The sequence below is a fragment of the Helcococcus sp. SA-HE-C1 genome (assembly GCF_985670335.1).
This window is the reverse complement of the sequence record NZ_OZ484652.1, coordinates 923,159-944,512: the sequence shown is the minus strand read 5'-3', so window position 1 is coordinate 944,512 and position 21,354 is coordinate 923,159. Positions and strand designations below refer to the sequence as shown.

At 28.8% G+C, this 21,354-nt stretch carries 21 protein-coding genes; 16 read left to right on the top strand and 5 right to left on the bottom strand.

Going from position 1 to position 21,354, the window contains the following annotated elements; translation table 11 throughout:
• Positions 1-38 precede the first annotated feature (38 nt).
• Positions 39-518 (bottom strand): methylglyoxal synthase, encoded by a 480-nt coding sequence (locus AC4KN9_RS04985; protein ID WP_491017532.1) that lies wholly within the window; start codon positions 516-518, stop codon positions 39-41.
• Positions 519-622: 104 nt separating this feature from the next.
• On the opposite strand from AC4KN9_RS04985, the gene AC4KN9_RS04980 reads away from it, so the two are divergent.
• The 11 genes from AC4KN9_RS04980 to AC4KN9_RS04930 all read left to right on the top strand — a co-directional run bounded on the left by AC4KN9_RS04980 (position 623) and on the right by AC4KN9_RS04930 (position 13,835).
• Positions 623-2,107 carry a DUF1846 domain-containing protein gene (locus AC4KN9_RS04980; RefSeq protein ID WP_491017531.1) on the top strand — a complete coding sequence of 495 codons (1,485 nt, stop codon included), beginning with the start codon at positions 623-625 and terminating at the stop codon, positions 2,105-2,107.
• A complete protein-coding gene (locus AC4KN9_RS04975; RefSeq protein WP_491017530.1) occupies positions 2,107-2,922 on the top strand; it encodes a diacylglycerol/lipid kinase family protein in 816 nt (271 codons plus the stop codon). Before AC4KN9_RS04980 ends, AC4KN9_RS04975 begins: the two co-directional genes overlap by 1 nt.
• Before the next feature lie 288 nt (positions 2,923-3,210).
• Positions 3,211-4,023, top strand: coding sequence for a F0F1 ATP synthase subunit A (locus AC4KN9_RS04970; RefSeq protein WP_491017529.1), 813 nt, complete (start codon positions 3,211-3,213; stop codon positions 4,021-4,023).
• Positions 4,024-4,068: 45 nt separating this feature from the next.
• Positions 4,069-4,431: an ATP synthase F0 subunit C gene (atpE, locus tag AC4KN9_RS04965; protein WP_491017528.1), complete on the top strand. Its 363-nt coding sequence runs from the start codon at positions 4,069-4,071 to the stop codon at positions 4,429-4,431.
• Between the two features lie 18 nt (positions 4,432-4,449).
• Complete coding sequence (locus tag AC4KN9_RS04960) at positions 4,450-4,926, top strand: F0F1 ATP synthase subunit B (protein WP_491017527.1); 477 nt, start codon at positions 4,450-4,452, stop codon at positions 4,924-4,926.
• Entirely contained in the window at positions 4,919-6,652 is a 1,734-nt protein-coding gene (gene atpA, locus AC4KN9_RS04955) for a F0F1 ATP synthase subunit alpha (protein WP_491017526.1), read from the top strand. The genes AC4KN9_RS04960 and atpA overlap by 8 nt, the downstream gene beginning before the upstream one ends.
• 4 nt (positions 6,653-6,656) lie before the next feature.
• Positions 6,657-7,586, top strand: a complete 930-nt coding sequence (atpG, locus tag AC4KN9_RS04950) for an ATP synthase F1 subunit gamma (RefSeq protein WP_491017525.1) — start codon at positions 6,657-6,659, stop codon at positions 7,584-7,586.
• Entirely contained in the window at positions 7,570-7,962 is a 393-nt protein-coding gene (locus AC4KN9_RS04945; protein WP_491017524.1) for a hypothetical protein, read from the top strand. Before atpG ends, AC4KN9_RS04945 begins: the two co-directional genes overlap by 17 nt.
• Positions 7,928-8,977 (top strand): F0F1 ATP synthase subunit beta, encoded by a 1,050-nt coding sequence (atpD, locus tag AC4KN9_RS04940; RefSeq protein WP_491017523.1) that lies wholly within the window; start codon positions 7,928-7,930, stop codon positions 8,975-8,977. Before AC4KN9_RS04945 ends, atpD begins: the two co-directional genes overlap by 35 nt.
• Positions 8,977-9,390 (top strand): ATP synthase F1 subunit epsilon, encoded by a 414-nt coding sequence (gene atpC / locus AC4KN9_RS04935; RefSeq protein ID WP_491017522.1) that lies wholly within the window; start codon positions 8,977-8,979, stop codon positions 9,388-9,390. Before atpD ends, atpC begins: the two co-directional genes overlap by 1 nt.
• Before the next feature lie 467 nt (positions 9,391-9,857).
• Positions 9,858-13,835: a beta-N-acetylglucosaminidase domain-containing protein gene (locus AC4KN9_RS04930; RefSeq protein ID WP_491017521.1), complete on the top strand. Its 3,978-nt coding sequence runs from the start codon at positions 9,858-9,860 to the stop codon at positions 13,833-13,835.
• A 121-nt stretch (positions 13,836-13,956) separates the two neighbouring features.
• On the opposite strand, the gene AC4KN9_RS04925 is transcribed toward AC4KN9_RS04930, so the two are convergent.
• Entirely contained in the window at positions 13,957-15,621 is a 1,665-nt protein-coding gene (locus tag AC4KN9_RS04925) for a hypothetical protein (RefSeq protein WP_491017520.1), read from the bottom strand.
• Positions 15,622-15,757: 136 nt separating this feature from the next.
• Between AC4KN9_RS04925 and AC4KN9_RS04920 the strand changes: the two genes are divergently transcribed.
• From AC4KN9_RS04920 to AC4KN9_RS04910, 3 genes are all read left to right on the top strand, one after another.
• Entirely contained in the window at positions 15,758-15,997 is a 240-nt protein-coding gene (locus AC4KN9_RS04920; RefSeq protein WP_491017519.1) for a pro-sigmaK processing inhibitor BofA family protein, read from the top strand.
• Between the two features lie 26 nt (positions 15,998-16,023).
• On the top strand, positions 16,024-16,293 hold the full coding sequence (locus tag AC4KN9_RS04915) for a GNAT family N-acetyltransferase (protein WP_491017518.1): 270 nt from the start codon (positions 16,024-16,026) through the stop codon (positions 16,291-16,293).
• A gap of 138 nt (positions 16,294-16,431) precedes the next feature.
• A complete protein-coding gene (locus tag AC4KN9_RS04910) occupies positions 16,432-16,686 on the top strand; it encodes an HPr family phosphocarrier protein (RefSeq protein WP_491017517.1) in 255 nt (84 codons plus the stop codon).
• A gap of 90 nt (positions 16,687-16,776) precedes the next feature.
• Here the strand turns inward: AC4KN9_RS04910 and AC4KN9_RS04905 are convergent, their stop codons facing one another.
• Together AC4KN9_RS04905 and AC4KN9_RS04900 are read right to left on the bottom strand one after the other, a co-directional pair.
• Positions 16,777-17,769, bottom strand: a complete 993-nt coding sequence (locus AC4KN9_RS04905) for a polysaccharide deacetylase family protein (protein ID WP_491017516.1) — start codon at positions 17,767-17,769, stop codon at positions 16,777-16,779.
• Positions 17,770-17,790: 21 nt separating this feature from the next.
• Positions 17,791-18,231, bottom strand: coding sequence for a PTS mannitol transporter subunit IIA (locus AC4KN9_RS04900; RefSeq protein WP_491017515.1), 441 nt, complete (start codon positions 18,229-18,231; stop codon positions 17,791-17,793).
• 100 nt (positions 18,232-18,331) lie between these two features.
• Between AC4KN9_RS04900 and AC4KN9_RS04895 the strand changes: the two genes are divergently transcribed.
• Positions 18,332-19,060, top strand: a complete 729-nt coding sequence (locus AC4KN9_RS04895; protein ID WP_491017514.1) for a copper homeostasis protein CutC — start codon at positions 18,332-18,334, stop codon at positions 19,058-19,060.
• 66 nt (positions 19,061-19,126) lie between these two features.
• Here AC4KN9_RS04895 and AC4KN9_RS04890 read toward each other — a convergent pair whose 3' ends face one another.
• Entirely contained in the window at positions 19,127-19,597 is a 471-nt protein-coding gene (locus AC4KN9_RS04890; protein ID WP_491017513.1) for a PTS sugar transporter subunit IIA, read from the bottom strand.
• 209 nt (positions 19,598-19,806) lie between these two features.
• On the opposite strand from AC4KN9_RS04890, the gene nagE reads away from it, so the two are divergent.
• Positions 19,807-21,276: an N-acetylglucosamine-specific PTS transporter subunit IIBC gene (gene nagE, locus AC4KN9_RS04885; RefSeq protein ID WP_491017512.1), complete on the top strand. Its 1,470-nt coding sequence runs from the start codon at positions 19,807-19,809 to the stop codon at positions 21,274-21,276.
• Positions 21,277-21,354 lie beyond the last annotated feature (78 nt).

The following is a 21,354-nucleotide window of genomic DNA, read 5'->3' as shown; positions in this document are numbered from 1 at the left end:
ATAGCAGTTATTCTTATAATAAGAATAACTGCTATTTTTTATATTGTATTAATTAAATTAGATTTATCATTTAAATCTATGTTATTATTTGGAACATATTTAGTATATGCTTCATTTAATAAAGGGGAAGAAATTAAATAATTCGAATCAATTGGAGACATTGCAACAGGTATATTATATAATACAGCAATTCTTAGAAGTGCTTTTACATCTGGATTATGAGGCTGTGCAGACATAGGATCCCAAAAGAAGAACATTACATCTATTTCGTTTTGTGTAATTGCAGCACCAATTTGTTGATCTCCACCAAGAGGACCACTATAATATGAATAAATTTCTAAATCAAAGTTTTCTCGAATTATACTAGAAGTTGTCCCAGTACCACATAAATGATGGGTTTTAAGTATATCCAAGTGATTATACATCCACGCAAATAATTCATCTTTTTTATCATCGTGTGCAATTAATGCAATTCTTTTCTTTTTAGGAACATTAACTTTCGTATATAGTTTTTGCATAGATCTTCTCCTTTCACATATAATTATTATATCATAGATAAAAATATAGAGAAATTTTCTTGAACTAATGGTATAATATCGAGTAGAAAAATAAAGGAGTGATAATGAATATTTCGTTTGACAATGATAAATATATTAAAATGCAATCGGAAAAAATTTTAGAGAGAATTAATAAATTTGATAATAAATTGTATCTAGAATTTGGAGGGAAACTATTCGATGACGAGCATGCATCTAGAGTTTTACCTGGTTTTGAGGTAAATTCAAAATTAAAAATGTTATTAGAATTAAAAGATAAAGTAGAAATATTGATTGTAATAAATGCCTTAGATATTCAAAGTCACAAGGTTAGAGGTGATTCTGAAATAGGATATGATAGTGAAACATTAAGATTGATAGATTCTTTTAATAATGTAGGATTAAATGTATCATCAGTAGTTATCAATCAATATGACAATCAACCAAGTGCAAAAAAATTTAAGGAATATCTTGATAAAATGGGAATAAGTACATATTTTTCTTATACAATAGCTGGATATCCAAACAACACACAATACATTGTAAGTGAAGAGGGATTTGGAAAAAATGAATACATAAAAACTACAAAGCCATTAGTTGTTGTTACGGCACCAGGGCCAGGAAGTGGAAAACTTTCAATCTGTATGTCGCAAATGTATCATGAATACAAAAAAGGAATAAAGGCAGGTTATGCTAAATTTGAAACTTTTCCAGTGTGGAATCTACCTTTAAAACATCCAGTAAATATCGCTTATGAAGCAGCTACTGCAGACTTAAATGACGTAAATATGATAAATCCATTTCATCTAGAGGCGTATGGTAAAACTACTATAAATTATAATCGTGATGTAGAAGCATTTCCAATATTAAAATCAATGTTTGAAAGAATTATTGGAAAATGCCCATACAAATCGCCGACTGATATGGGAGTAAATATGGTTGGATATTGCATTATTGATGAAATTGGCGTAGAAGTAGCTAGCAAAAATGAAGTAATTAGAAGATATTACAATGCCATGTGTGACTATAAAATTGGTAAAATAGATCGATTTGTAATCGACAAAATTGAAATGTTGATGAGTCAATTAAATATTTCTCCGGAGGATAGAAAAGTTGTTAAGGCAGCACAGGAAAAATCAGAAAAATGTGATGAGCCTGCATTTGCTATTGAATTAGAAAGTGGAGAAATAATTCAAGGAAGAAGAACAGACCTTTTGAATGCTTCCTCGGCTTGTATCTTAAATATCCTTAAAGTATTAGGAGGAATAAATGATAAAATACCTCTTATTTCACCGCATATACTAGAACCCATCATTAAGTTAAAAATAAATCAATTAAAAGATAATTATTCAAGATTGAATTTAGATGAAGTATTAATAGCCCTAGCTATGTCCGCTACAACAAATCCAGTTTCACATTTGGCTCTTAGTCAAATAGAAAAATTAAATAAATTAGAAGCACATTCAACAGTAATGCTTAGTTCTAATGATAAAGATATATTAAGAAAATTGGGATTAAGATTTACTGCAACACCAAAATTTAGAGATAAAGGACTATATAGGAATTACTAATGAAAAATATAATGGTTATAATAAATCCAAAATCAGGAAAATCTGAAGGCGAAGCACTTAAAGATATCATAAAAGAAGACTTAAAACTTATTTTTGATAAAATTGATATTGAAATCACTAAAGAAGCTGGAGATGGAACAAAACTTGCTAAAAAGGCTTGTGATGAGGGTTATCATTCTGTATGTTCAGTAGGAGGAGATGGTACTTTAGCTGAAGTACTTACAGGTCTTATAGATGCAAAAGAGCCACCTAAATTACTAATATTTCCGGCAGGAACTGGGAATATTATGTCTAAATCTTTGGATATAGAACAGAAAAAGGAAAAAGCACTTAAAAACATTGATTTTGAAAATCCTAAATTTATTGACATCGGTATAGCGAATGGGAAATGTTTCAGTTTTATGTTGAGTATTGGACAATTACCAGAGTCGCTGCATGAAGTTGAAAATGAAGAAAAAGATAAGTTAGGTATGCTTGCGTATGTACGTAGTGCTATAAAGAATTTAGTAAAAAATATTGATTATAATTTAGAAGTAGAAGTTGATGAAAAAATATATAGTGGAACTGTAGACCACTTATTTATTACACTTTCTGAAAAGTATGGTACGATAAAAATACCTAGTATCAAATCAACAAATGATGATGGAAATCTAAATGTTCTTATATTAAAAAATAAGAGTATATTCACTAAAGCAAAGATTGGATATGATATGTTATTTGGGGATAAATTCAATGAGGAAGATATTGAAATTATGCAGGGGAAAAGTGTTAAAATTAAAAATCTAACAGATAATGAAGTTGTTGTAAATCTCTGATGGTGATAAGGGACCTAAATTACCAATAGAAGTTAAAGTTATAAATAACAAGATAAAAGTATATGTACCTTTGAAAAAAGGAAATAAATAAAGTGTTAAATAATTTACTTATTTATAAAATGAAAACAATGTCAAACTATATAAATTAAAAAAAATATAAAAATCCTTGAAATCTTAAAATTTGAGGAGTAAAATTATAAGTGAATATCGAACGAATACAAGTACTTCATAGTCCTTGTATTTTTTACGTAAAATTATTTGATAAAAAGATATTTAGGAAGGGGGAAAATGCAAAAGAGAAGAAAGGTCACATACATATTAATTTTTATTGTTCTAGCCAGTTTTATTGGAAGTATACTTTTAAACAGGGGGACAGTCGAGCATGGTATGACATTGAAAGAAGCCATGAGGGAAGCTGTTCTCCATGAAAAAGAAAAAGTATCTTTTTTTGGAATAATGAATGTTAATCCGGGTGTGATAGCAGCTTATACAGTAACAGCTATAATTGCATTTTTTGCACTTTTAGTTAGAGTCTTTGCAATACCTAAATTTAAGAAAGTGCCTGGTAAGTTTCAATTACTTATTGAACAATCGGTTATGTTATTTGATAATTTAGCAAAATCAAATAGTCCACATAGAAACAGACTATTGGGATCATACATATTCGCAGCTGGTATATATATTTTTATTGGTACATTGTTTGAACTTGTCGGAATACAAGTTGTTGCAATAACAGGTTCTCCAGTTACATTACCAGCACCATTGTCAGATATAAATGCAGCTATAGCAATGGGTGGATTGTCCTATTTATTTATAATGATTGGTGGGCTTACATCTAATGGGGTGAAAGGTATATTTATGACATTAAAAGATTTTTCATTACCTATTTCCATGAGTTTTAGGCTTTTTGGAGCTTTGGTAAGTGGGCTTTTAGTTATGGATTTAGTATATCACTCAATTGCACTTAGCTATGGATTACCAGTTGTAGTAGCGGTATTATTTTCATGTTTACATGCAGTAATACAAGCATATGTTCTAACACTGTTAACTTCTATATATTATGGTGAAGTTACAGAAGTTCATCATAAAGTAAAAAAATAAAATATAAAAACGCAAATACAAAATAAGAAATATTAAGGAGTATATATGAAAAAATTATTTAGAATATCAGCATTTATGCTAGCAATTTTATTATTTTCAGGATCAGCATTTTTGGGAAATTCTGCAAAAGCAGCTAACGATCATGATACAAAAACTACAGTTGTAGAAAAAACAGCCGATAACTCAACAAGTGCAAAAGCTATGGCGTCAGCATTAGCAATTGGTCTTGCTGGTGTTGGTGGTACTATTGGTATGGGACTTGCAATATCAAAAGCTTCAGATGCGATCTCAAGACAACCAGAAGCAGAAGGTAAAATTAGATCTGCATTAATGATAGGTTTAGTATTTATAGAAACAGTTGTAATTTATGCATTAATTGTAGCTATTTTAGTTATATTTGTATTATAAAAAAGAAGGAGGAAAAGTATGCTTGGAATAGACTGGCAACAAATACTTTTACATCTTTTTAATTTTGCTTTATTAGCTTTAATAGTTAATATACTTTTATACTTACCGGTAAAATCTTTCATAGAAAAAAGACAACAATATTATAAAGATTTAGATGATCAAACTAAAAATAATTTGGTAGCCTCAGAAGAGTCTGTTAAACTTCATGATCAAAAATTAAGAGAAATTCATGAAGAAATTAAACAAATAAAATTAGATGCCTTGAAAGAGGCTAAGAAAATTTCCGATAAAGAAATAAGACTTGCAAAAGAAGAAGGTAAGAAAATCATTCAAGATTCTAAAATTGAGTCACAAAGAGAAAGAGAAAAGCTTATTAGAAAAACAAAGCTTGAGCTTAAACAAGTTGTTATTGAAACAGCTACTAAACTCGCTTTGTTTAATGGTGATGTCTATGATGATTTTATAGAATATGCAAAAGAGGATGAAGATGAGTGATTTATTAGTTAAATTAAAAAGTGGTGAAAAACCAACAAGAAAACAAATGAAACAGCTTGAGGATTTTCTTCATAAAAAATATGATATTGATGATTTAGCATGGGTTGAAATAGACTATGAAAATAATAATTATTTTGATGAAATGGAGCTTATAGTAGGTTCAGAAGTATACAATTGGTCAACTGTTGCAAAAGCTACACAATTAGTTGAAAAATTAGAAGATATCGAAGTAGATATAGATGATTCTATAGACCTATTAAAGAGCAGTTTAGAAAATTGGAAGCCGGAAGTAAAGGCTCAAGAATTAGGTTATATTGACGAAGTGGGTGACGGAATAGCCATAATAAAAGGATTAAACAAAGTTACTTATGGAGAGATAGTAGTATTTGAAAGTGGAGAAAAAGGTCTTGTATTAGATATACAACCTGATTCAGTCGGGTGTATTTTATTTGGTAAAGATAGTGAATTACTAGAAGGAGATCAAGTAAGACGTACAATGAAAACAGCCGGTATAGGAGTTACAGATAAATTATTAGGTAGAACAATAGATTCACTTGGTCAAGCAATTGATGGATTTGGTGATATTTCTGCCGATGAATACTTTCCTATAGAAAGACCAGCTCCTGAAATATTAGAAAGAAAGTCCGTTTCAAGACCTATGGAAACAGGACTTTTAGCTATTGATTCAATGTTTCCAATTGGGAAAGGTCAGCGAGAATTGATTATTGGTGATAGACAAACTGGTAAAACAGCGATAGCTATTGATACAATATTAAATCAAAAAGGAAAAGATACAATTTGCATATATGTTGCAATTGGACAAAAAGCTAGCTCGGTAGTTCATATTAGTCAGCAGTTAAAGAAATTTGGTGCGGATGAATACTCTATAATAGTTGCTGCTACTGCAAGTCAACCTGCTTCCATGCAATACATTGCACCATACTCTGCAACTGCAATTGCTGAATATTTTATGCAAAAGGGCAGAGATGTTCTAATTGTTTATGATGATTTGTCAAAACATGCAATAGCATATAGAACAATTTCACTGTTATTAGGTAAATCTCCAGGTCGTGAAGCTTATCCAGGTGATGTATTCTACTTACATTCAAGATTATTAGAAAGATCGGCACAACTATCAGATGAAAATGGTGGAGGTAGCATTACAGCTTTACCAATAGTTGAAACACAAGCAGGAGATGTATCTGCATATATTCCTACTAATATTATCTCTATTACAGATGGTCAAATATTTTTAGAAAGTGAATTATTCTTTGCTGGACAAAGACCAGCGGTAAATGTTGGATTATCAGTATCTCGTGTTGGTGGAGCAGCCCAAACTAAAGCGATAAAAAAATCAGCATCCACATTGAGATTAGAATTAGCACAATATAGAGAAATGGAAATATTTACACAATTTTCAAGCGATTTAGATGAAACCACAAAAAATCAATTAAAATTTGGTAAAGGATTGATGCAATTATTGAAGCAACATCAATATTCACCAATGTCGCAAGCAGAGCAAGTTATAACACTAGTTGTTGCTCTTGAAAGACTTTTAATTAAGATTGATCCCAAAAATATAAAAGAAGTAATGAATAATATTTATTCTCATATACGCAATAATCATGAGTCAATAATTAGACAAATAACTCTTGAAGAAAATCTGACAGATGAATTGAAGGAAGAAATAATTTCAATTTCAAGAGATTTCCTAAAGGGAAGGTAATCATATGAAAAGTGCAAAAGAGATTAAATCAAGAATAAAAAGTATAAGAGATACAAGAAAAATAACAAATGCTATGTATTTAATTTCTTCTACCAAGATAAAAAAGGCTAAAAAAGCACTAGAAGATACTAGACCATATTTTTATGCATTGAGAAGAGAAATAAAAAGAATTTTTAGAACAATACAAGATATTGAAAGTGCTTTTTTATATCCAGTGAATAGAAATGAATTTATTGAAGGTTCCTATGGATATTTAATTATAACTGCCGACAAAGGTTTAGCTGGAGCTTATAATTCAAATGTAATTCATTTAGCTATGGAAGAATTTAATAAATCAGAACTACACAAGCTATATGTAGTAGGGGAATATGGTAGACATTATTTTACAAGACATGGTATAGAGATTGAGCAGGATTTTACTTATAGTGCACAACAACCCACCATGGAAGAAGCAAGTTATATTGCAAAAGAATTGTTGGATGAATATTTAGAAGGTAATATTAAGAAAATATTTATAGTATATACAGATTTTCAAGATGCAGGTATAAAAGAGGCTAAAATAACTAGACTTTTACCATTTCATCGTGATTATCTACCTAATCAGCTCGAGCAAAAAGAAGAAGAAAGTTTCAAGCATAATATTGAATTTGCCACAGATGTAAAAAAAATCTTAGAAGATCTTGCAATTAATTATGTTATCGGATTTATATATGGTGCTTTAGTAGATAGTTACTGTAGTGAACTTGATTTTAGGATGAATGCTATGCAATCGGCAAATCAAAATGCAGATAATATTTTAGACAATCTAACATTACAATATAATAGAGTTAGACAAGCTACAATAACACAAGAAATTACAGAAGTAAGTGCTGGAGCAAAAGGAATGAGAGAAAAAAGAAAGAGAAAGAAGGCTAACAATGAAGCAGATAGGTAAAATAATAGCTATTTCTGGTCCAGTTGTAGACGTGGATTTTGGTGAATATCAAACAATACCTAGAATAAAAGAAGCCTTAACCGTTAAGCTAAATGATGATATAAAAGTTATGGAAGTTGCACAATTATTAGGAGATAATATTGTAAGATGTATTATGTTATCGGGTAGTGAGGGACTTCATAAAGAAATGAGGGTAGAAAGAGATGGTTTCGGCATTAGAGTTCCAGTAGGTTCTCCTACTTTAGGGAGAATGTTTAATGTTTTAGGACAACCAATTGATAAAAAAGAAGATGTTGATCCCGACACTAAGAAATGGGTAATTCACAGAGATGCACCTAAATTTGAAAGATCAAAGTCCTGCGATAGAAATACTTGAAACAGGTATTAAAGTGATAGACTTATTAGAGCCCTATCCAAAAGGCGGTAAAATCGGATTATTTGGTGGAGCTGGTGTAGGTAAAACAGTTTTAATACAAGAGTTAATAAACAATGTTGCTCTTGAACATGGTGGATATTCAATTTTTACTGGAGTAGGTGAAAGATCGAGAGAAGGTAATGACTTATGGCAAGAAATGAACGAGTCAGGAGTTATAGAAAAAACTGCTTTAGTATTTGGACAAATGAATGAATCTCCAGGTGTTAGAATGAGAGTTGCTCTAACAGGTTTAACGATGGCTGAATATTTTAGAGATGTAGAAAACAAAGATGTTCTTTTATTTATAGATAATATTTTTAGGTTTGTTCAAGCAGGATCAGAGGTTTCAACATTATTAGGACGTATGCCTTCAGCGGTAGGTTATCAACCAACATTAGCTGAAGAAATGGGGCAATTACAAGAAAGAATAACATCAACAAAGAATGGTTCTGTAACATCAGTTCAAGCGGTTTACGTTCCAGCTGATGACTTGACGGATCCTGCCCCAGCAACTACATTTTCTCACCTTGATGCGACAACAGTATTATCAAGAAAAGTTGCGGAACAAGGACTATACCCATCAGTTGATCCACTAGATTCAACGTCAAGAATCTTAGAGCCTGAAATTGTAGGTAAAGAACATTATGAAACAGCTAGACGTGTTCAAGAAGCTCTACAAAAATACAACGAACTTCAAGATATAATTGCAATTTTAGGTATGGATGAACTAAGTGAAGAAGATAGAGCGATTGTTTATAGAGCCAGAAGAATTCAAAGATTTTTATCACAGCCCATGCATGTTGCAAAGAAGTTTACAGGTATGGATGGAAAATACGTTAAATTAAAGGATACAATTAGAGGATTTAAAATGATACTCGATGGTGAAATGGATCAATATCCTGAAGCGGCATTTTTTAACGTGGGCTCGATAGAAGAAGTAATAGAAAAGGCTAAAAAACTAGAGGAAGTTAAATAATGAAATCTTTTAATTTAAGGATATATGCAGCAGAGCACATATATTTTAACGGAAAATGCGAGCATATTCAAATTCCAACAGTAGATGGGCAGTATGGTATACTTGCAAATCATAGTAATGTAATAGCTGAAGTAGAGCCAGGAGTTTTAACATTTACACCTGCAGGTAAAAAATCACAAAAAGCAGTTGTAACAAGGGGAATGATTAAAGTAGAAGATAATGATGTTTTAATTTTAGTTCATAGATGTGAAGATCCAGAATTTGTAGATGTTAATGCTGTTAAAAGAGCAGAAGCTGAATTAAAAAGGAAGATTAAAGAAAAAAGAAGTAAAAAAGAATATCATATGGCACAAGCAAACCTTTCAAGAGCATTTAATAAACTAAAAACACATAAAACTGATCTAAAGTTTTAATTTTGATAAAATTTAAAAGCTTAGAAAAAATAGAAGAATATAAATTACAAATGAGTGTTTTAAGAATGTGTATTCTATATTACGGTATTAATACAGCCCTTATAAACAGAGACATTTTATAGTTGTCTCTGTTTTTTTTATTTAAGAATTACAATTCTTGTTGTTTAGACATTTGATTTATAGTAATATACTTAATTTTAATTTAAATGTATTAGTAAATACAAGATATTTATTAAATTGTTTTTATATAAAATATTAAGCGGTTGATTACTTTACTAATAAATTTATTAAAAAAAATTAATAAACTAGTGTATTAATGATTAGTATTATAAAAAATTAAATTTTTATGGTCGTTTATACCAAATTAATAATATAAGAAATTGATTTAAAATGAAAATAACGTTATCATATAAATATATGGTTATTATAGTTGAAATCTTAAATAAAAAGGAGGAGAAGAAACAACTATGAAAAAGATATTAAGTTTAATAGTATTACTATTTGGTATATTCTTGCTAAATGGTGCTAAAACAGAGGCAAATAAGCAATATAAGATTTATCCTGTTCCTAAATCTATTGACTATTTAGATGGAGAGACAGTTATAAATGAAAAAGTAAACATTATATATTCTAATGAAGTTAAGAAAGAAACTATATCTAAAATTAGAGAAATGTTTTCAGGAAAACAGATAGTTGAAAATGAAACTGTTTCAGCAGAAATGACAAATGTATATCTTAGTATAAAAGATAACAATGAATCTGTTAATAAAATGATTGCAGAGAAAAAAATTGTTTATCCAGAAAAAGGATATGATCATTATATTCTTATAATCGATAAGGGGAATATTTATATTAACTCGAAAAAAGAAAGCGATTTATTTTATGGTGTCTTATCATTACAAGAAATTTTAAATCAAAGCAAAAATAACATTAGAAATCTACAAATAAACGACTATGCTGATGTTCAATATAGAGGCTTTATAGAAGGTTATTATGGTATACCATGGAGTCATGAAAATAGAAAATCACTTATGGAATTTGCAGGTCAATTTAAGGCTAACACATATATTTTTGCACCAAAAGATGATCCATATCACTCAAGTAATTGGAGAAACAAATATCCAGAAGAAGAACTAAAGAAAATAAAAGAATTAGTTGAAACAGGTAAAAGAACTAATAATAAATTTGTTTGGACGATACATCCATTTATGTCAAGTAGAAAATTTAATTTTAACAACTACGATAACGATCTACAAGAATTAAAAAATAAGTTTAATCAGTTGTATGAAAATGGAGTAAGGCAGTTTGGTATTCTTGCTGATGATGTTGGTAGTTTAGATAGAAATCTTCTGTTAAAACTCTTAAACGATATGAGTGATTGGGTTAAAGAAAAAGGAGATGTAGAAGACTTATTATTCTGTCCTGCAGGGTATAATCACTCATGGCAAGGAAATTATCAAGAACTTAAAGTGTTAAACAAAGCTCCGTCTAATGTACAAATTTTTTGGACTGGTAACACAGTAGTTAATAAAGTATCACAAGATACAATTAATAAATTTATGAATGGTTCTACAACTGAAGGAAATCCTGGAAGAAGTCCTTTCTTTTGGTTGAATTGGCCTGTAAATGACTATCATCAACAAAGATTATTGATGGGACCTGGATATATGCTAGACAAAGGAATTAAAAATCTAGGCGGTTTAGTAACAAATCCGATGCAACAAGCACAAGCAAGTAAAGTAGCGATATTTTCTGTCGTGAACTATGCTTGGAATGTAGATGATTACAATGCTGACAAAGTTTGGGAAGATTCATTTGAATATGTATCTCCAAATGCTTCAGCGGAATTAAGAAACATTTCTCGTCATTTACAAGATATGAGTCCGAGTGGGCATGGATATGTTCTACCAGAGTCTCAAAATATTAAAGAATTAGTAGATGAATTAAAATCTTCATTAGAAAATGATAATACTTCAGAAATTAATGTTAAATCAGAAAAATTAGTAAAAGAATTTGATGAAATTCTAGATTCAATAAAATCATTTAGAAATAAAAATGATAACGAAGGACTTTTAGAAGAAATGAAACCTTGGTTAGATTCTTTTGAAGAATTATTACAAGCAGGTAAATTACTTATTAAAGGAATCACTTCAGAATCTGTTTCTGAAAAATGGGACTCATATGCATTAGCTAATGAACTATTAGAAAAATCTAAAAAACATAAAGCACCTCACGTTACAAACAAGCTTATATTAGCAGAACCAGCTGGAAAAATATTAAATCCATTAATTTCTAAAACATTAAAAGAAAAATTAGGCTCACAAATTAAAACTGATGAAAATGAAAATGATCAACAAGAGAAATTGATAAAAAATGGATTTTATTCAAGTGAACTTTCAAGAACATATAATCCAAATAATGGAGATATGACAAAACTTACTGACGGAAATAATAGCACAGCTGTAACAATCTATAGTAAAAAAGGAAATCATTTAGATGTTGATTCATTTGTTGGTGTTGAATTAAACTCACCACAACTAATTGGAAATATAACAATAAAACAAGGTCGTGATGGAGCTGTTAGAGATACGTTTGGAAGATTGGTTGTTGAATATTCTATGGATGGTAAAAATTACACAGCTATTAAAAAGGTTAGAAAAGGTGAAGATGTAAACATTACTATTGAAGACAATATTACGGCAAAATATATTAGATTTAGAAATCTTGAAAATGTTCCAGTGTGGGCAAGTATTAGAGAATTTAGTGTAACAAAGAAAAATATATCTAAAATATTTACAAATATTGAAGAGTTGAAGGATGAATTGGTAAAACTTTCAGGTGGATCATTTACATTAGAAAATATCTCACATAAAGTTAAAAAAGGAGAATATTTAGGTGTAGACTTAGGAAAAATTAGAACTATAAAAAATATTGAAAATACTTCAAATTTGAAAGTTCAATATTCTAAGAATAATGTTAATTTCAAAGATAAATTAGAAAATGATATGGCTACAAGATATATAAGATTAATAAATAGTAACGAAGAGGATGTAAATTTTGATGGTAAATTAAAAATTGAAACAAAAGAATTTATGCCAACAAAATTAGTAGATACAAACTTCGCAAAATTTGAGAATGAGTTATCAGCTTTCGATCAAAATTATGGGTCTCAGGCATGGTTTAAAAATTCTCAAACTAAAGGTAAATATGCAATCTATGACATAGGCTCAACTATTTCTCTTAAAAATATTTCAATGATAGTAAATGATAGTGAACGTGATTTTATTAGGTTTGGTAAAATCAGTGTAAGTGAAGATGGTAAAGAATTTGAAGATGTAATGACAATAGAGACAGATGATTCAGATAATATTGTATCAGCATTTCCAAATAGGGATGTATCTATAAACTATAAAAAAGCCTCTTTTGAACCTAAAAAAGTAAGATTTATTAAATTTGAGTTAACTAAAGATAAGCCAGGGGATGATAGATGGATAAGATTTAATGAAATCGTCTTAAATGACGGTGAATATATCCCAAGTATAGATAAATCTCATATAAAAATAAACACTTTAGAGGAAAAAAATAATAATAAAACATTTATTGATGACCGAAATATTTTAACATCATACAAAGCGAGAAATAAAGGTGAATTGATTTACTATATAGATAAACCAACAGACTTTAAATCAATTAAAATTTTAACTTCTGGTAAAGAAAATATGAAACTAGCATTATTAAATGAAAAAGAAGATTGGATTGATCATGGAGATTTAAAGGAAACATACGCACGCATAAATGTTAGAGATTATAAGAATGTTTTAGCAGTTAAGTTAACATGGGAAGGTGAATCAAGGAATATACATGAAATTTCTTTAAGTAATGAAATTGTTGAAAATTCAACACGAGCAAATAAAACAGAGTTAGAAGAATTAATAGAACAAATACTTTCTATCTTAGAAGATGTGAAAAAAATTTCAACTCAAAAATCATTTAATAATTTAGAAGAAAAATTAAACTCTGCAAAAGCAATAATAGAAAAAGAAGATGCAACACAAGAAAAAGTTAATAAGGCTATAACAGAATTGCAAGCGGCATACAATTCTTTAGAAGAAAAACCAAAAGAAACAGAAACAGAAAAGGAAACACCAAAAGAAACAGAAACAGAGAAGGAAACTTCAAAAGAAACAGAAACAGAAAAGGAAACTTCAAAAGAAATAGAAAAAGAAAAGGAAACTTCAAAAGAAATAGAAAGAGAGGAGGAAACACCAAAAGAAACAGAAACAGAGAAGGAAACACATGAAGAAACAGAAATAGAAGTAAAACCAGGTGATTCACAAAAACCAAATCCTGAAACTGGAGATAGTGGAATTGGAATTGCAATAGCAATATTTGTTGTTGCTAGTGTAGGTGCAGGTTTACTGATGTTTAAGAATAGAAGAAAATAGTAATATAAACATAATTTTTGAAAAATTTTGTGAACATAAATCTCCTGATTAGAAAAAGAACTAACTTATAAAATTAGGTCTAAAACTAATCAGGAGTAATTTTTATCTTATTTTAGTATAGTTATTCTATATTATCTATTAAAATAACTTCATTTACTTGTTTTTTATAGTATTTAAATTTAATATTTTTACCTTTTTCTAAAAATGGTAATTTATCTGATAAATTTATATTTGTAACATAAATGGTATTCTCGCCATTAAGAGTGAAGTAATAATGAGTGTTTCCATTTATTACCACTGATTTAAAATCACTGACCACTCCTTGTTTATCAAAAGTTTCATAATTATTATCAGAATCTTCTTTTGAAGACACATTGCTTCCTATAAATTTTGACATTGCAATTTCCACAGAACTACCAATTGCGACTTTTTGATAATTTTTTGCATCAATAAATGCATACAGTTTAATTAATCCAGCGTTATCTTTTAGGGATAAGAAATAAGTTGGTTGTCCTTTTATATTTAGTAATAATGGAAATGTTGCCTTATATTGCTTTTCTTGAACGGCACCTTCGGCGGATTTCATTGCTGAAAACTCTTCTGCTGAAGAAACAGGATAAAATTTTGTTTCTTTTGTTCTTAGATTAGATAATAAAAATCCAACATTAGATTCATCAGCTGCTACAGATGTGTATCCAGTATATAAGTATAAATCATCTTTAAGTGCAAGATAATTATAACCTTTAGTTGTGTTTAATACATTTTTTTGTGCGAAAATTGAATTAAAAAAACCACCCTTATATTTTCCATTCCAATTTAGTTGTTTAATAATTTCATCTGAATTATAAATCCTATCTATCCAACTAGGAATTTCGTTTAATGAATATTTTTTATGTTCACCAGTAGATGCATTTATAATAATTGCTCCATTTATATCCATAGCTGAGAAAAATGAAATTTTTGGTTTATAGGTTGGTATAATCCAATATGGTTTAGAATCATCATCAACTTCAAAGTTTATATCATTAAATATTTCACTTGGATATTTTAGTCTAGCGTATCTTTTTATATCTCTAAAAAAATAATCCTCTTTTGAAAATTTTATTTTATCCTTAAGTTTTACAAGTTCAGAATCACCATTAACTATATCGATTTTTATAAATCCAGGAAGACCTTCACCACTATTAAAAATATACTTTAAGAATCCGTTGTACTTTAAGGGGGTTACTCGAACAGGTTTATTTCTATAGTTAATTTGAGTATAGGTATCTTCATCAATGTTAAATTGTGATACTAAATCTAAAAGTTCACCCATTTTTCTTGCACCAACATTTATACTTGAGTCTCTGTCTAGTGTAGGTATTTTAGAAATAGGTAATTCATCAATATCTTCTGCAAAATTTCCATCTTTAATATTGATAATATCAGCATAAGATTTCGATCTAAAAATTGTTAATCCTGTTATAACTAGTATTACACAAGCTAAAATCATTAGTCTATATGCCCATCTAAATATTAAAAAAATCTTATTTTTACTATCACCTAATTCACCAAGTAAGGCTAAAATAACACCAATATAAAACCATGTATGTATCGAGTGAATATTAAGTGGTGGAAGTAAAAAATAGTAATAAACTATTGCAAATATAAATGCTGTTATGATAGCAAATTTATTATTTCTTAAACTATTAAAATTAAAATCTACACTCGTTTTAGTACTCTTATTATTGAATGAAGATTTTGTATCGGTATTAAAAAAACCGTTATTATTTCTATTATCGTTCATTTTATCCTCCTGTATCATTGTAAATATTATATCATATATACTTAATTATTATCAAAATATCAAAAATATTATAACATTATATTTATAATGTTATAATATTTTAATAACTGGGTAACTATAAAATACGGAGGAAATTATGGAAATTATTTTAGCAGTAATTGTAGTAGCATTAATTTTTGGTGGTCTAAGATTTATTGTTGGATTTGCAAAAATTATAGGTAAATTAGTTTGGAATGGAGTTGTAGGTCTAGTTTTGCTTTTTCTATTTAACTTGATAGGCGGAGCGATAGGATTAAGTATTGAACCAACATTCATTAACGCATTAATTGCAGGTGTGTTTGGAATTCCAGGAATAATAGTACTACTTTTAATGTAATATATTTATAATAAAAAGGAGAAAATATGGAAATATTAAGAAAAGATAATTTATTTTACGTAGGTGATGAAAGTAGCCCTGATGCATATTTAAGATTTTCATTTAGAGATGAAAAAACAGTTTCTGTAGACTCTACATTTGTAGATCCAAAATTAAGAGGGCAGGGAGTAGCCAAAAAATTAACTGAAAAAGTAGCAGAATTAGCAAGAGAAGAAGGATACAAAGTTATGCCTGTTTGCTCATATGCAGTTAAGTTTTTTTCAGATGAAGAATATAAAGATTTGATAAAAGAATAGCATTAAATTTATTTTTAATTTCTTATGAAAGCAATAATATATTGGATTTTATAAATTGATAAGGTTTACAATTATCTAGAAAATTTTTAATCAATGTGATATAATCAATCTAATAGAATTTACTATTTAGGAGGTTGTATGTATGAATTGGTTGTAAAGGTAAAGAATGAGATAGGTTTACACGCGAGACCGGCGTCACTATTTATTCAAGAGGCAATAAAATACTCGTCAATAATTGAAGTTGAAAAGAATGGTAAAGTTTATAATGGTAAATCTATAATGAGTATATTAAGCATGAGTGCATTAAAAGATGAAGAAATTATCATCAAAGCAGATGGTGAAGATGAAGAGAAAGCGGTAAAATCTCTCGTTAACCTAGTTAATAATTTATAAAATAAAAACTGTGCTGATTTGAAATACTTCAAAAATCTGGTATTTAAAACCAAATTTTTGAAGTTAAGTCAAATAAATCGGTACAGTTTTTTATTCTAATAGCTCAAATTTATAGCCTTGAGATTTAGTTTTCTTGATATACTCATCTAAAATTTTTGAATTGGTTTCGGATATAGCGTGAAGTAATACAATAGAACCATCTCTATTAAATTTTAATGCTTTTTGTAGGGCTTTATCAGCATCAGGTTGATTGTCCACTTCATAATCTCTATATGCATAGTGCCAAAATACAGTTTTATATCCTAGCTCTGATGCGATTTTTAGACTCGTTTCACTATATGATCCAGCAGGTGGACGCATCAGTTTTGAAGTAGGATTGTGTCCTATTACTTTCTTAAAATCTCTTTCCCATCCAAGTATATCTTCTTTTATTTTTTCATTAGAAATTTTACCTTGATGTAGATGTTTATCTGTATGGTTAGAAACATTATGCCCTTCTGAAAGCATTCTTTTTACTGTTGAAGCATTATTTTTAATATATGACGATGTTACAAAAAAAGTAGATTTAACATTATTATTCTTTAATGTATCTAATATTTTTGGAGTTAAATTTTTATATTCATATCCATTGTCAAATGTGAGATAAATAGTATTCTTTGTACCTAAATTATATATTCCATTATATTTTTTTAATAATTCTAAATTTGCTGGATAACCCCAGCTCCATGAGTAAGCTTTTGTAGATAAATTATTAGTTTTAGAGTTGTTATTCCTTTTTGTTTTATCAGAACTAGATGAAGACTTATTATTTATTTTAGCCTTTGTTTCTTTAATAGTTTCCTTTGGAGTTTCTTTAACTGTTTCACTAATGGTTTCTTTAGTTGTTTCAATTTTTGTTTCTTTAATAGTTTCTTTAGTTGTTTCTTTAGTTGTTTCAACATTCAATTCATTTGAACTTTCGGAAATTGATTCTTTAACACTTTCATCTATTTGCTTATTTTCATTTTTAGAAAATAAAGAACATGCTGATAAAAATAAGGTACATGAGACAATTAAAGAGTAATATTTTAATTTATTTTGCATAAACACCTCAAATTTTTAGTATTATTTGATATATTTTTTTATTTCACTGTAAACTTCGTCTATATCATTAGAAGTTTTTAATTTTTCAACTAAACCATTTTGTTGTGCAACTTTAGCGATTACAGCTAAAATTCTTAAATGGTTATTTCCTTTGCCAGCAGATGCGACAAGGATGTTTGCTATATTTCCGTGCCCAAAATCAATTCCATTTTTAAATTGTAAGAAACAGATACCTGATTGAATGATTAATTGTTCGGATTCTCTATCCCCATGAGGGATAGCAATACCATAATCCATGTAGGTCGTTGCAAGTTTTTCTCTTAACAACATTGATTCAACGTAACCTTCAGAAACATATCCAGCTTCAATTAATTTATTTCCAGCAAGTTTAATTGCCTCTTCTTTACTGGTGGAATCTAAATTTAAAAAAATATTTTCTTTTTCTATTAAAATTTTTGACATATTTCCTCCATTTTGTGTTTATTTTGTATTATATCATTAAATAAAGTAGAATAAAAATATAAGCTTTAATTATATTAAAGTATGAGAATAGAGGTGAAAAATGAATATAAAAAAAGAGTTGTGTGTAGATAGTTATAAAGGAGCAATGCTTGCAGAAAAATATAGATTTGATTCCGTTGAGTTAAACTCATCACTTTATGTAGGTGGGTTAACTCCCAGAATTGGATTAGTAAAAAAAGTTGTACAAAATCTTGATATTGAAATTGTTTGTATGTTAAGAAATAGAGAAGCTGGATTTATGTACACAAATGAAGAATTTGAAGATCTATTAGATGAATTGGATATTTTATTAAATGAAGATATAGATGCCATAGCCTTTGGAGTACTTACTAAAAATTATGAAATAGATGTTGAAAAGACCAAAATTATAATAGAAAAAATCCATAATAAAAATAAAATTGCTGTATTTCATAGAGCCTTCGATAATGTTTATGATTATAAAAGTGCGATTAAGCTCTTAATAGAATTAAAATGTGATAGAGTACTTACTAGTGGTCAAGCAGTTTCTGCAATTGAAGGAATAGATACAATTATAGACATTTTAAGCATTGCTAACGACAAAATTGAAATTGTTGCAGGTGCCGGTATAAATAGTATAAATGTCGAAGATTTTGTGAAAAAAACTGGAGTAAGATATATCCATACTTCTTGTAAAGGATACGAAGAAGATAATACAACTTTCTTGAATGTATCCTATAGAATTTTTAATAATAATAGATATCAAATTACAGATGAGGAAGAAGTAAAAAAATTTACGAAGAAAATTTAATGTTTATTATAAAAAATATAAAAATGTCAAGAAACAGCAAATGCTATCTCTTGACATTTTAATTTATTATTTTTTTACTTCAAAAATTAAATCTTTACCTGAAGCAACCAATCCATTTTGTTTTTTATTTATAGATTTGATATCATCCATATTTGTTACAACTATAGCTGTATCAGTTTGGTACCCTTTTTCTCTTATTAAATCTAGATCAACCTTAACTAGTAAATCTCCAGCTTTGACTTTATCACCTTCTTCTACATATACTTCGAAACCTTCACCTTTTAATTCAACAGTGTTAATTCCTATATGCATTAATAGTTCAACACCTTTAGATTCAATCCCTAGAGCATGCTTTGTATGGAAAACTTGAATAATTTTTCCATCTACCGGTGCAACAACATTTCCGTTAGTTGGTCTTATAGCAACTCCATCACCTAGATATTTTTCTGCAAAAGTAACGTCATCTACTTCTGTAATATCAATTAATTCACCTGACATTGGTGCTAAATATTCTACTTTTGTACTAAATAATCCCATTATATCCTCCAATAATTTTTTTAGATTTCAAATAAACCATAATTAGTTTATACTGATAAACTCTATATACCCATTCTATCATATTTTACAAAAATTTCATTTTTTTTTGTGCTTTATAAGAAAACGTAAACTTTTTTTTTGAATATACATATTTTGTGATATAATCAATGTGATAGTAAAATATCAAAAAAATTAATAGGAGGGTAAATATGAAATATTTACAAAAATTAGGTAGATTTTTCATGCAAGTAGTTGCGGTTATGCCTTTAGCAGCTATTTTATTGGGGATTGGTTATTATATTGATCCAGATGCATGGGGTGGAGATAGCCAAATTGCAGGATTTTTAATAAAAGCTGGTGACGCTGTATTAGGTAATTTAGGTATTATATTTGCTGTAGGTGTAGCTTTTGGATTAACAAAAGACAATCACGGTGCAGCAGCTGTAGCTGGTTTAGTTTCATTCTTAACTATAATAACATTATTAAATCCAGAATCAGTAGCTAATTTAAAACATATTAAATTAGATGCATGGAAAGAAGCAAATGCATTTGAGGTAACTGCATTTAAGGCTGTGGGAAATGGTAATGTGTTTATCGGTATATTAGCTGGTATTATAGGATCACAAGCGTATGATAAGTTTCATGCAGTTAAATTACCTGATTTCTTAGCATTTTTCTCAGGTAGAAGATTAGTTCCAATTATGGCATCATTGATTTCATTGATAGCAGCATTAATATTATTGTTCGTATGGCCAGTAATTTATGTTGTATTAGTAAATACTGGACAATCATTATTAAAAATGGGTCCAATAGGTGCAGGTATATACGGTTTCTTTAATAGACTTTTAATACCAACAGGTTTACATCATGCGTTAAATCAAGTATTCTGGTTTGACTTAGTGGGTATAGCAGATATTAATAACTTCTTGAAAAATATACAAGAATCAATCACAGCTACATACCATCCAGGTATGTACCAAGCTGGTTTCTTCCCAATTATGATGTTTGGTTTACCAGCGGCAGCAGTTGCTATGTTTACTGAAGCAAGACCTGAAAGAAAGAAATATGCTAAATCATTATTACTTGCAGGTGCATTGGCTTCATTATTAACTGGTGTTACAGAACCATTAGAATTTTCATTTATGTTCTTAGCTCCTGGACTTTATTTAGTACACGCACTATTAACAGGAGTATCTGTATTTTTATCAGCTCAATTGGGTTGGTATGCAGGATTTGGTTTCTCAGCTGGATTAACAGATATGATTTTAAGTGCTAAGAACCCAATGGCTAAAAATTGGTATATGCTAATCGTACAAGGTTTAGTATTTGCTGTAATTTACTTTGTAATATTTAAGGGAGCTGTTAAAGCATTAAACTTAAAAACACCAGGTAGAGAAGATTTAGTTGAAGGTGAAAATGAAGGATTCAAATCTAACGCATCTGATAGAGAATTGGCAGAAAAAATCTTAGTTGGTTTAGGTGGAAGTTCTAATATTGAAGATCACACATATTGTACAACAAGATTAAGATTAACAGTTAAAGATGATAGCAAAGTTGATGAAGCAGTTATTAAATCAACAGGAGTTCCAGGAGTTACAAGACCTGGTAAAAAGAATGTACAAGTTATTATTGGACCACAAGTTGAAGCGATTCACAATGAATTCGAAAAATTATTATAAAAATTAAATCGTTATAGTAATTAGAAAAAAGATTCCCGAGGGAATCTTTTTTTGTTTTAAGACATATCAAATCAACAT

What these genes read in the sequence shown, in the direction of transcription:
- atpA (WP_491017526.1), top strand. Translation starts at nt 4,919, where the DNA reads ATGAGTGATTTATTAGTTAAATTAAAAAGTGGTGAAAAACCAACAAGA.
- atpG (WP_491017525.1), top strand. Translation starts at nt 6,657, where the DNA reads ATGAAAAGTGCAAAAGAGATTAAATCAAGAATAAAAAGTATAAGAGAT.
- AC4KN9_RS04920 (WP_491017519.1), top strand. Translation starts at nt 15,758, where the DNA reads ATGGAAATTATTTTAGCAGTAATTGTAGTAGCATTAATTTTTGGTGGT.
- AC4KN9_RS04890 (WP_491017513.1), bottom strand. Translation starts at nt 19,597, where the DNA reads ATGGGATTATTTAGTACAAAAGTAGAATATTTAGCACCAATGTCAGGT.
- AC4KN9_RS04985 (WP_491017532.1), bottom strand. Translation starts at nt 518, where the DNA reads ATGCAAAAACTATATACGAAAGTTAATGTTCCTAAAAAGAAAAGAATT.
- atpE (WP_491017528.1), top strand. Translation starts at nt 4,069, where the DNA reads ATGAAAAAATTATTTAGAATATCAGCATTTATGCTAGCAATTTTATTA.
- AC4KN9_RS04980 (WP_491017531.1), top strand. Translation starts at nt 623, where the DNA reads ATGAATATTTCGTTTGACAATGATAAATATATTAAAATGCAATCGGAA.
- AC4KN9_RS04945 (WP_491017524.1), top strand. Translation starts at nt 7,570, where the DNA reads ATGAAGCAGATAGGTAAAATAATAGCTATTTCTGGTCCAGTTGTAGAC.
- AC4KN9_RS04905 (WP_491017516.1), bottom strand. Translation starts at nt 17,769, where the DNA reads ATGCAAAATAAATTAAAATATTACTCTTTAATTGTCTCATGTACCTTA.
- AC4KN9_RS04975 (WP_491017530.1), top strand. Translation starts at nt 2,107, where the DNA reads ATGAAAAATATAATGGTTATAATAAATCCAAAATCAGGAAAATCTGAA.
- atpC (WP_491017522.1), top strand. Translation starts at nt 8,977, where the DNA reads ATGAAATCTTTTAATTTAAGGATATATGCAGCAGAGCACATATATTTT.
- AC4KN9_RS04925 (WP_491017520.1), bottom strand. Translation starts at nt 15,621, where the DNA reads ATGAACGATAATAGAAATAATAACGGTTTTTTTAATACCGATACAAAA.
- AC4KN9_RS04900 (WP_491017515.1), bottom strand. Translation starts at nt 18,231, where the DNA reads ATGTCAAAAATTTTAATAGAAAAAGAAAATATTTTTTTAAATTTAGAT.
- nagE (WP_491017512.1), top strand. Translation starts at nt 19,807, where the DNA reads ATGAAATATTTACAAAAATTAGGTAGATTTTTCATGCAAGTAGTTGCG.
- AC4KN9_RS04910 (WP_491017517.1), top strand. Translation starts at nt 16,432, where the DNA reads ATGTATGAATTGGTTGTAAAGGTAAAGAATGAGATAGGTTTACACGCG.
- AC4KN9_RS04895 (WP_491017514.1), top strand. Translation starts at nt 18,332, where the DNA reads ATGAATATAAAAAAAGAGTTGTGTGTAGATAGTTATAAAGGAGCAATG.
- AC4KN9_RS04970 (WP_491017529.1), top strand. Translation starts at nt 3,211, where the DNA reads ATGCAAAAGAGAAGAAAGGTCACATACATATTAATTTTTATTGTTCTA.
- AC4KN9_RS04915 (WP_491017518.1), top strand. Translation starts at nt 16,024, where the DNA reads ATGGAAATATTAAGAAAAGATAATTTATTTTACGTAGGTGATGAAAGT.
- AC4KN9_RS04930 (WP_491017521.1), top strand. Translation starts at nt 9,858, where the DNA reads ATGAAAAAGATATTAAGTTTAATAGTATTACTATTTGGTATATTCTTG.
- AC4KN9_RS04960 (WP_491017527.1), top strand. Translation starts at nt 4,450, where the DNA reads ATGCTTGGAATAGACTGGCAACAAATACTTTTACATCTTTTTAATTTT.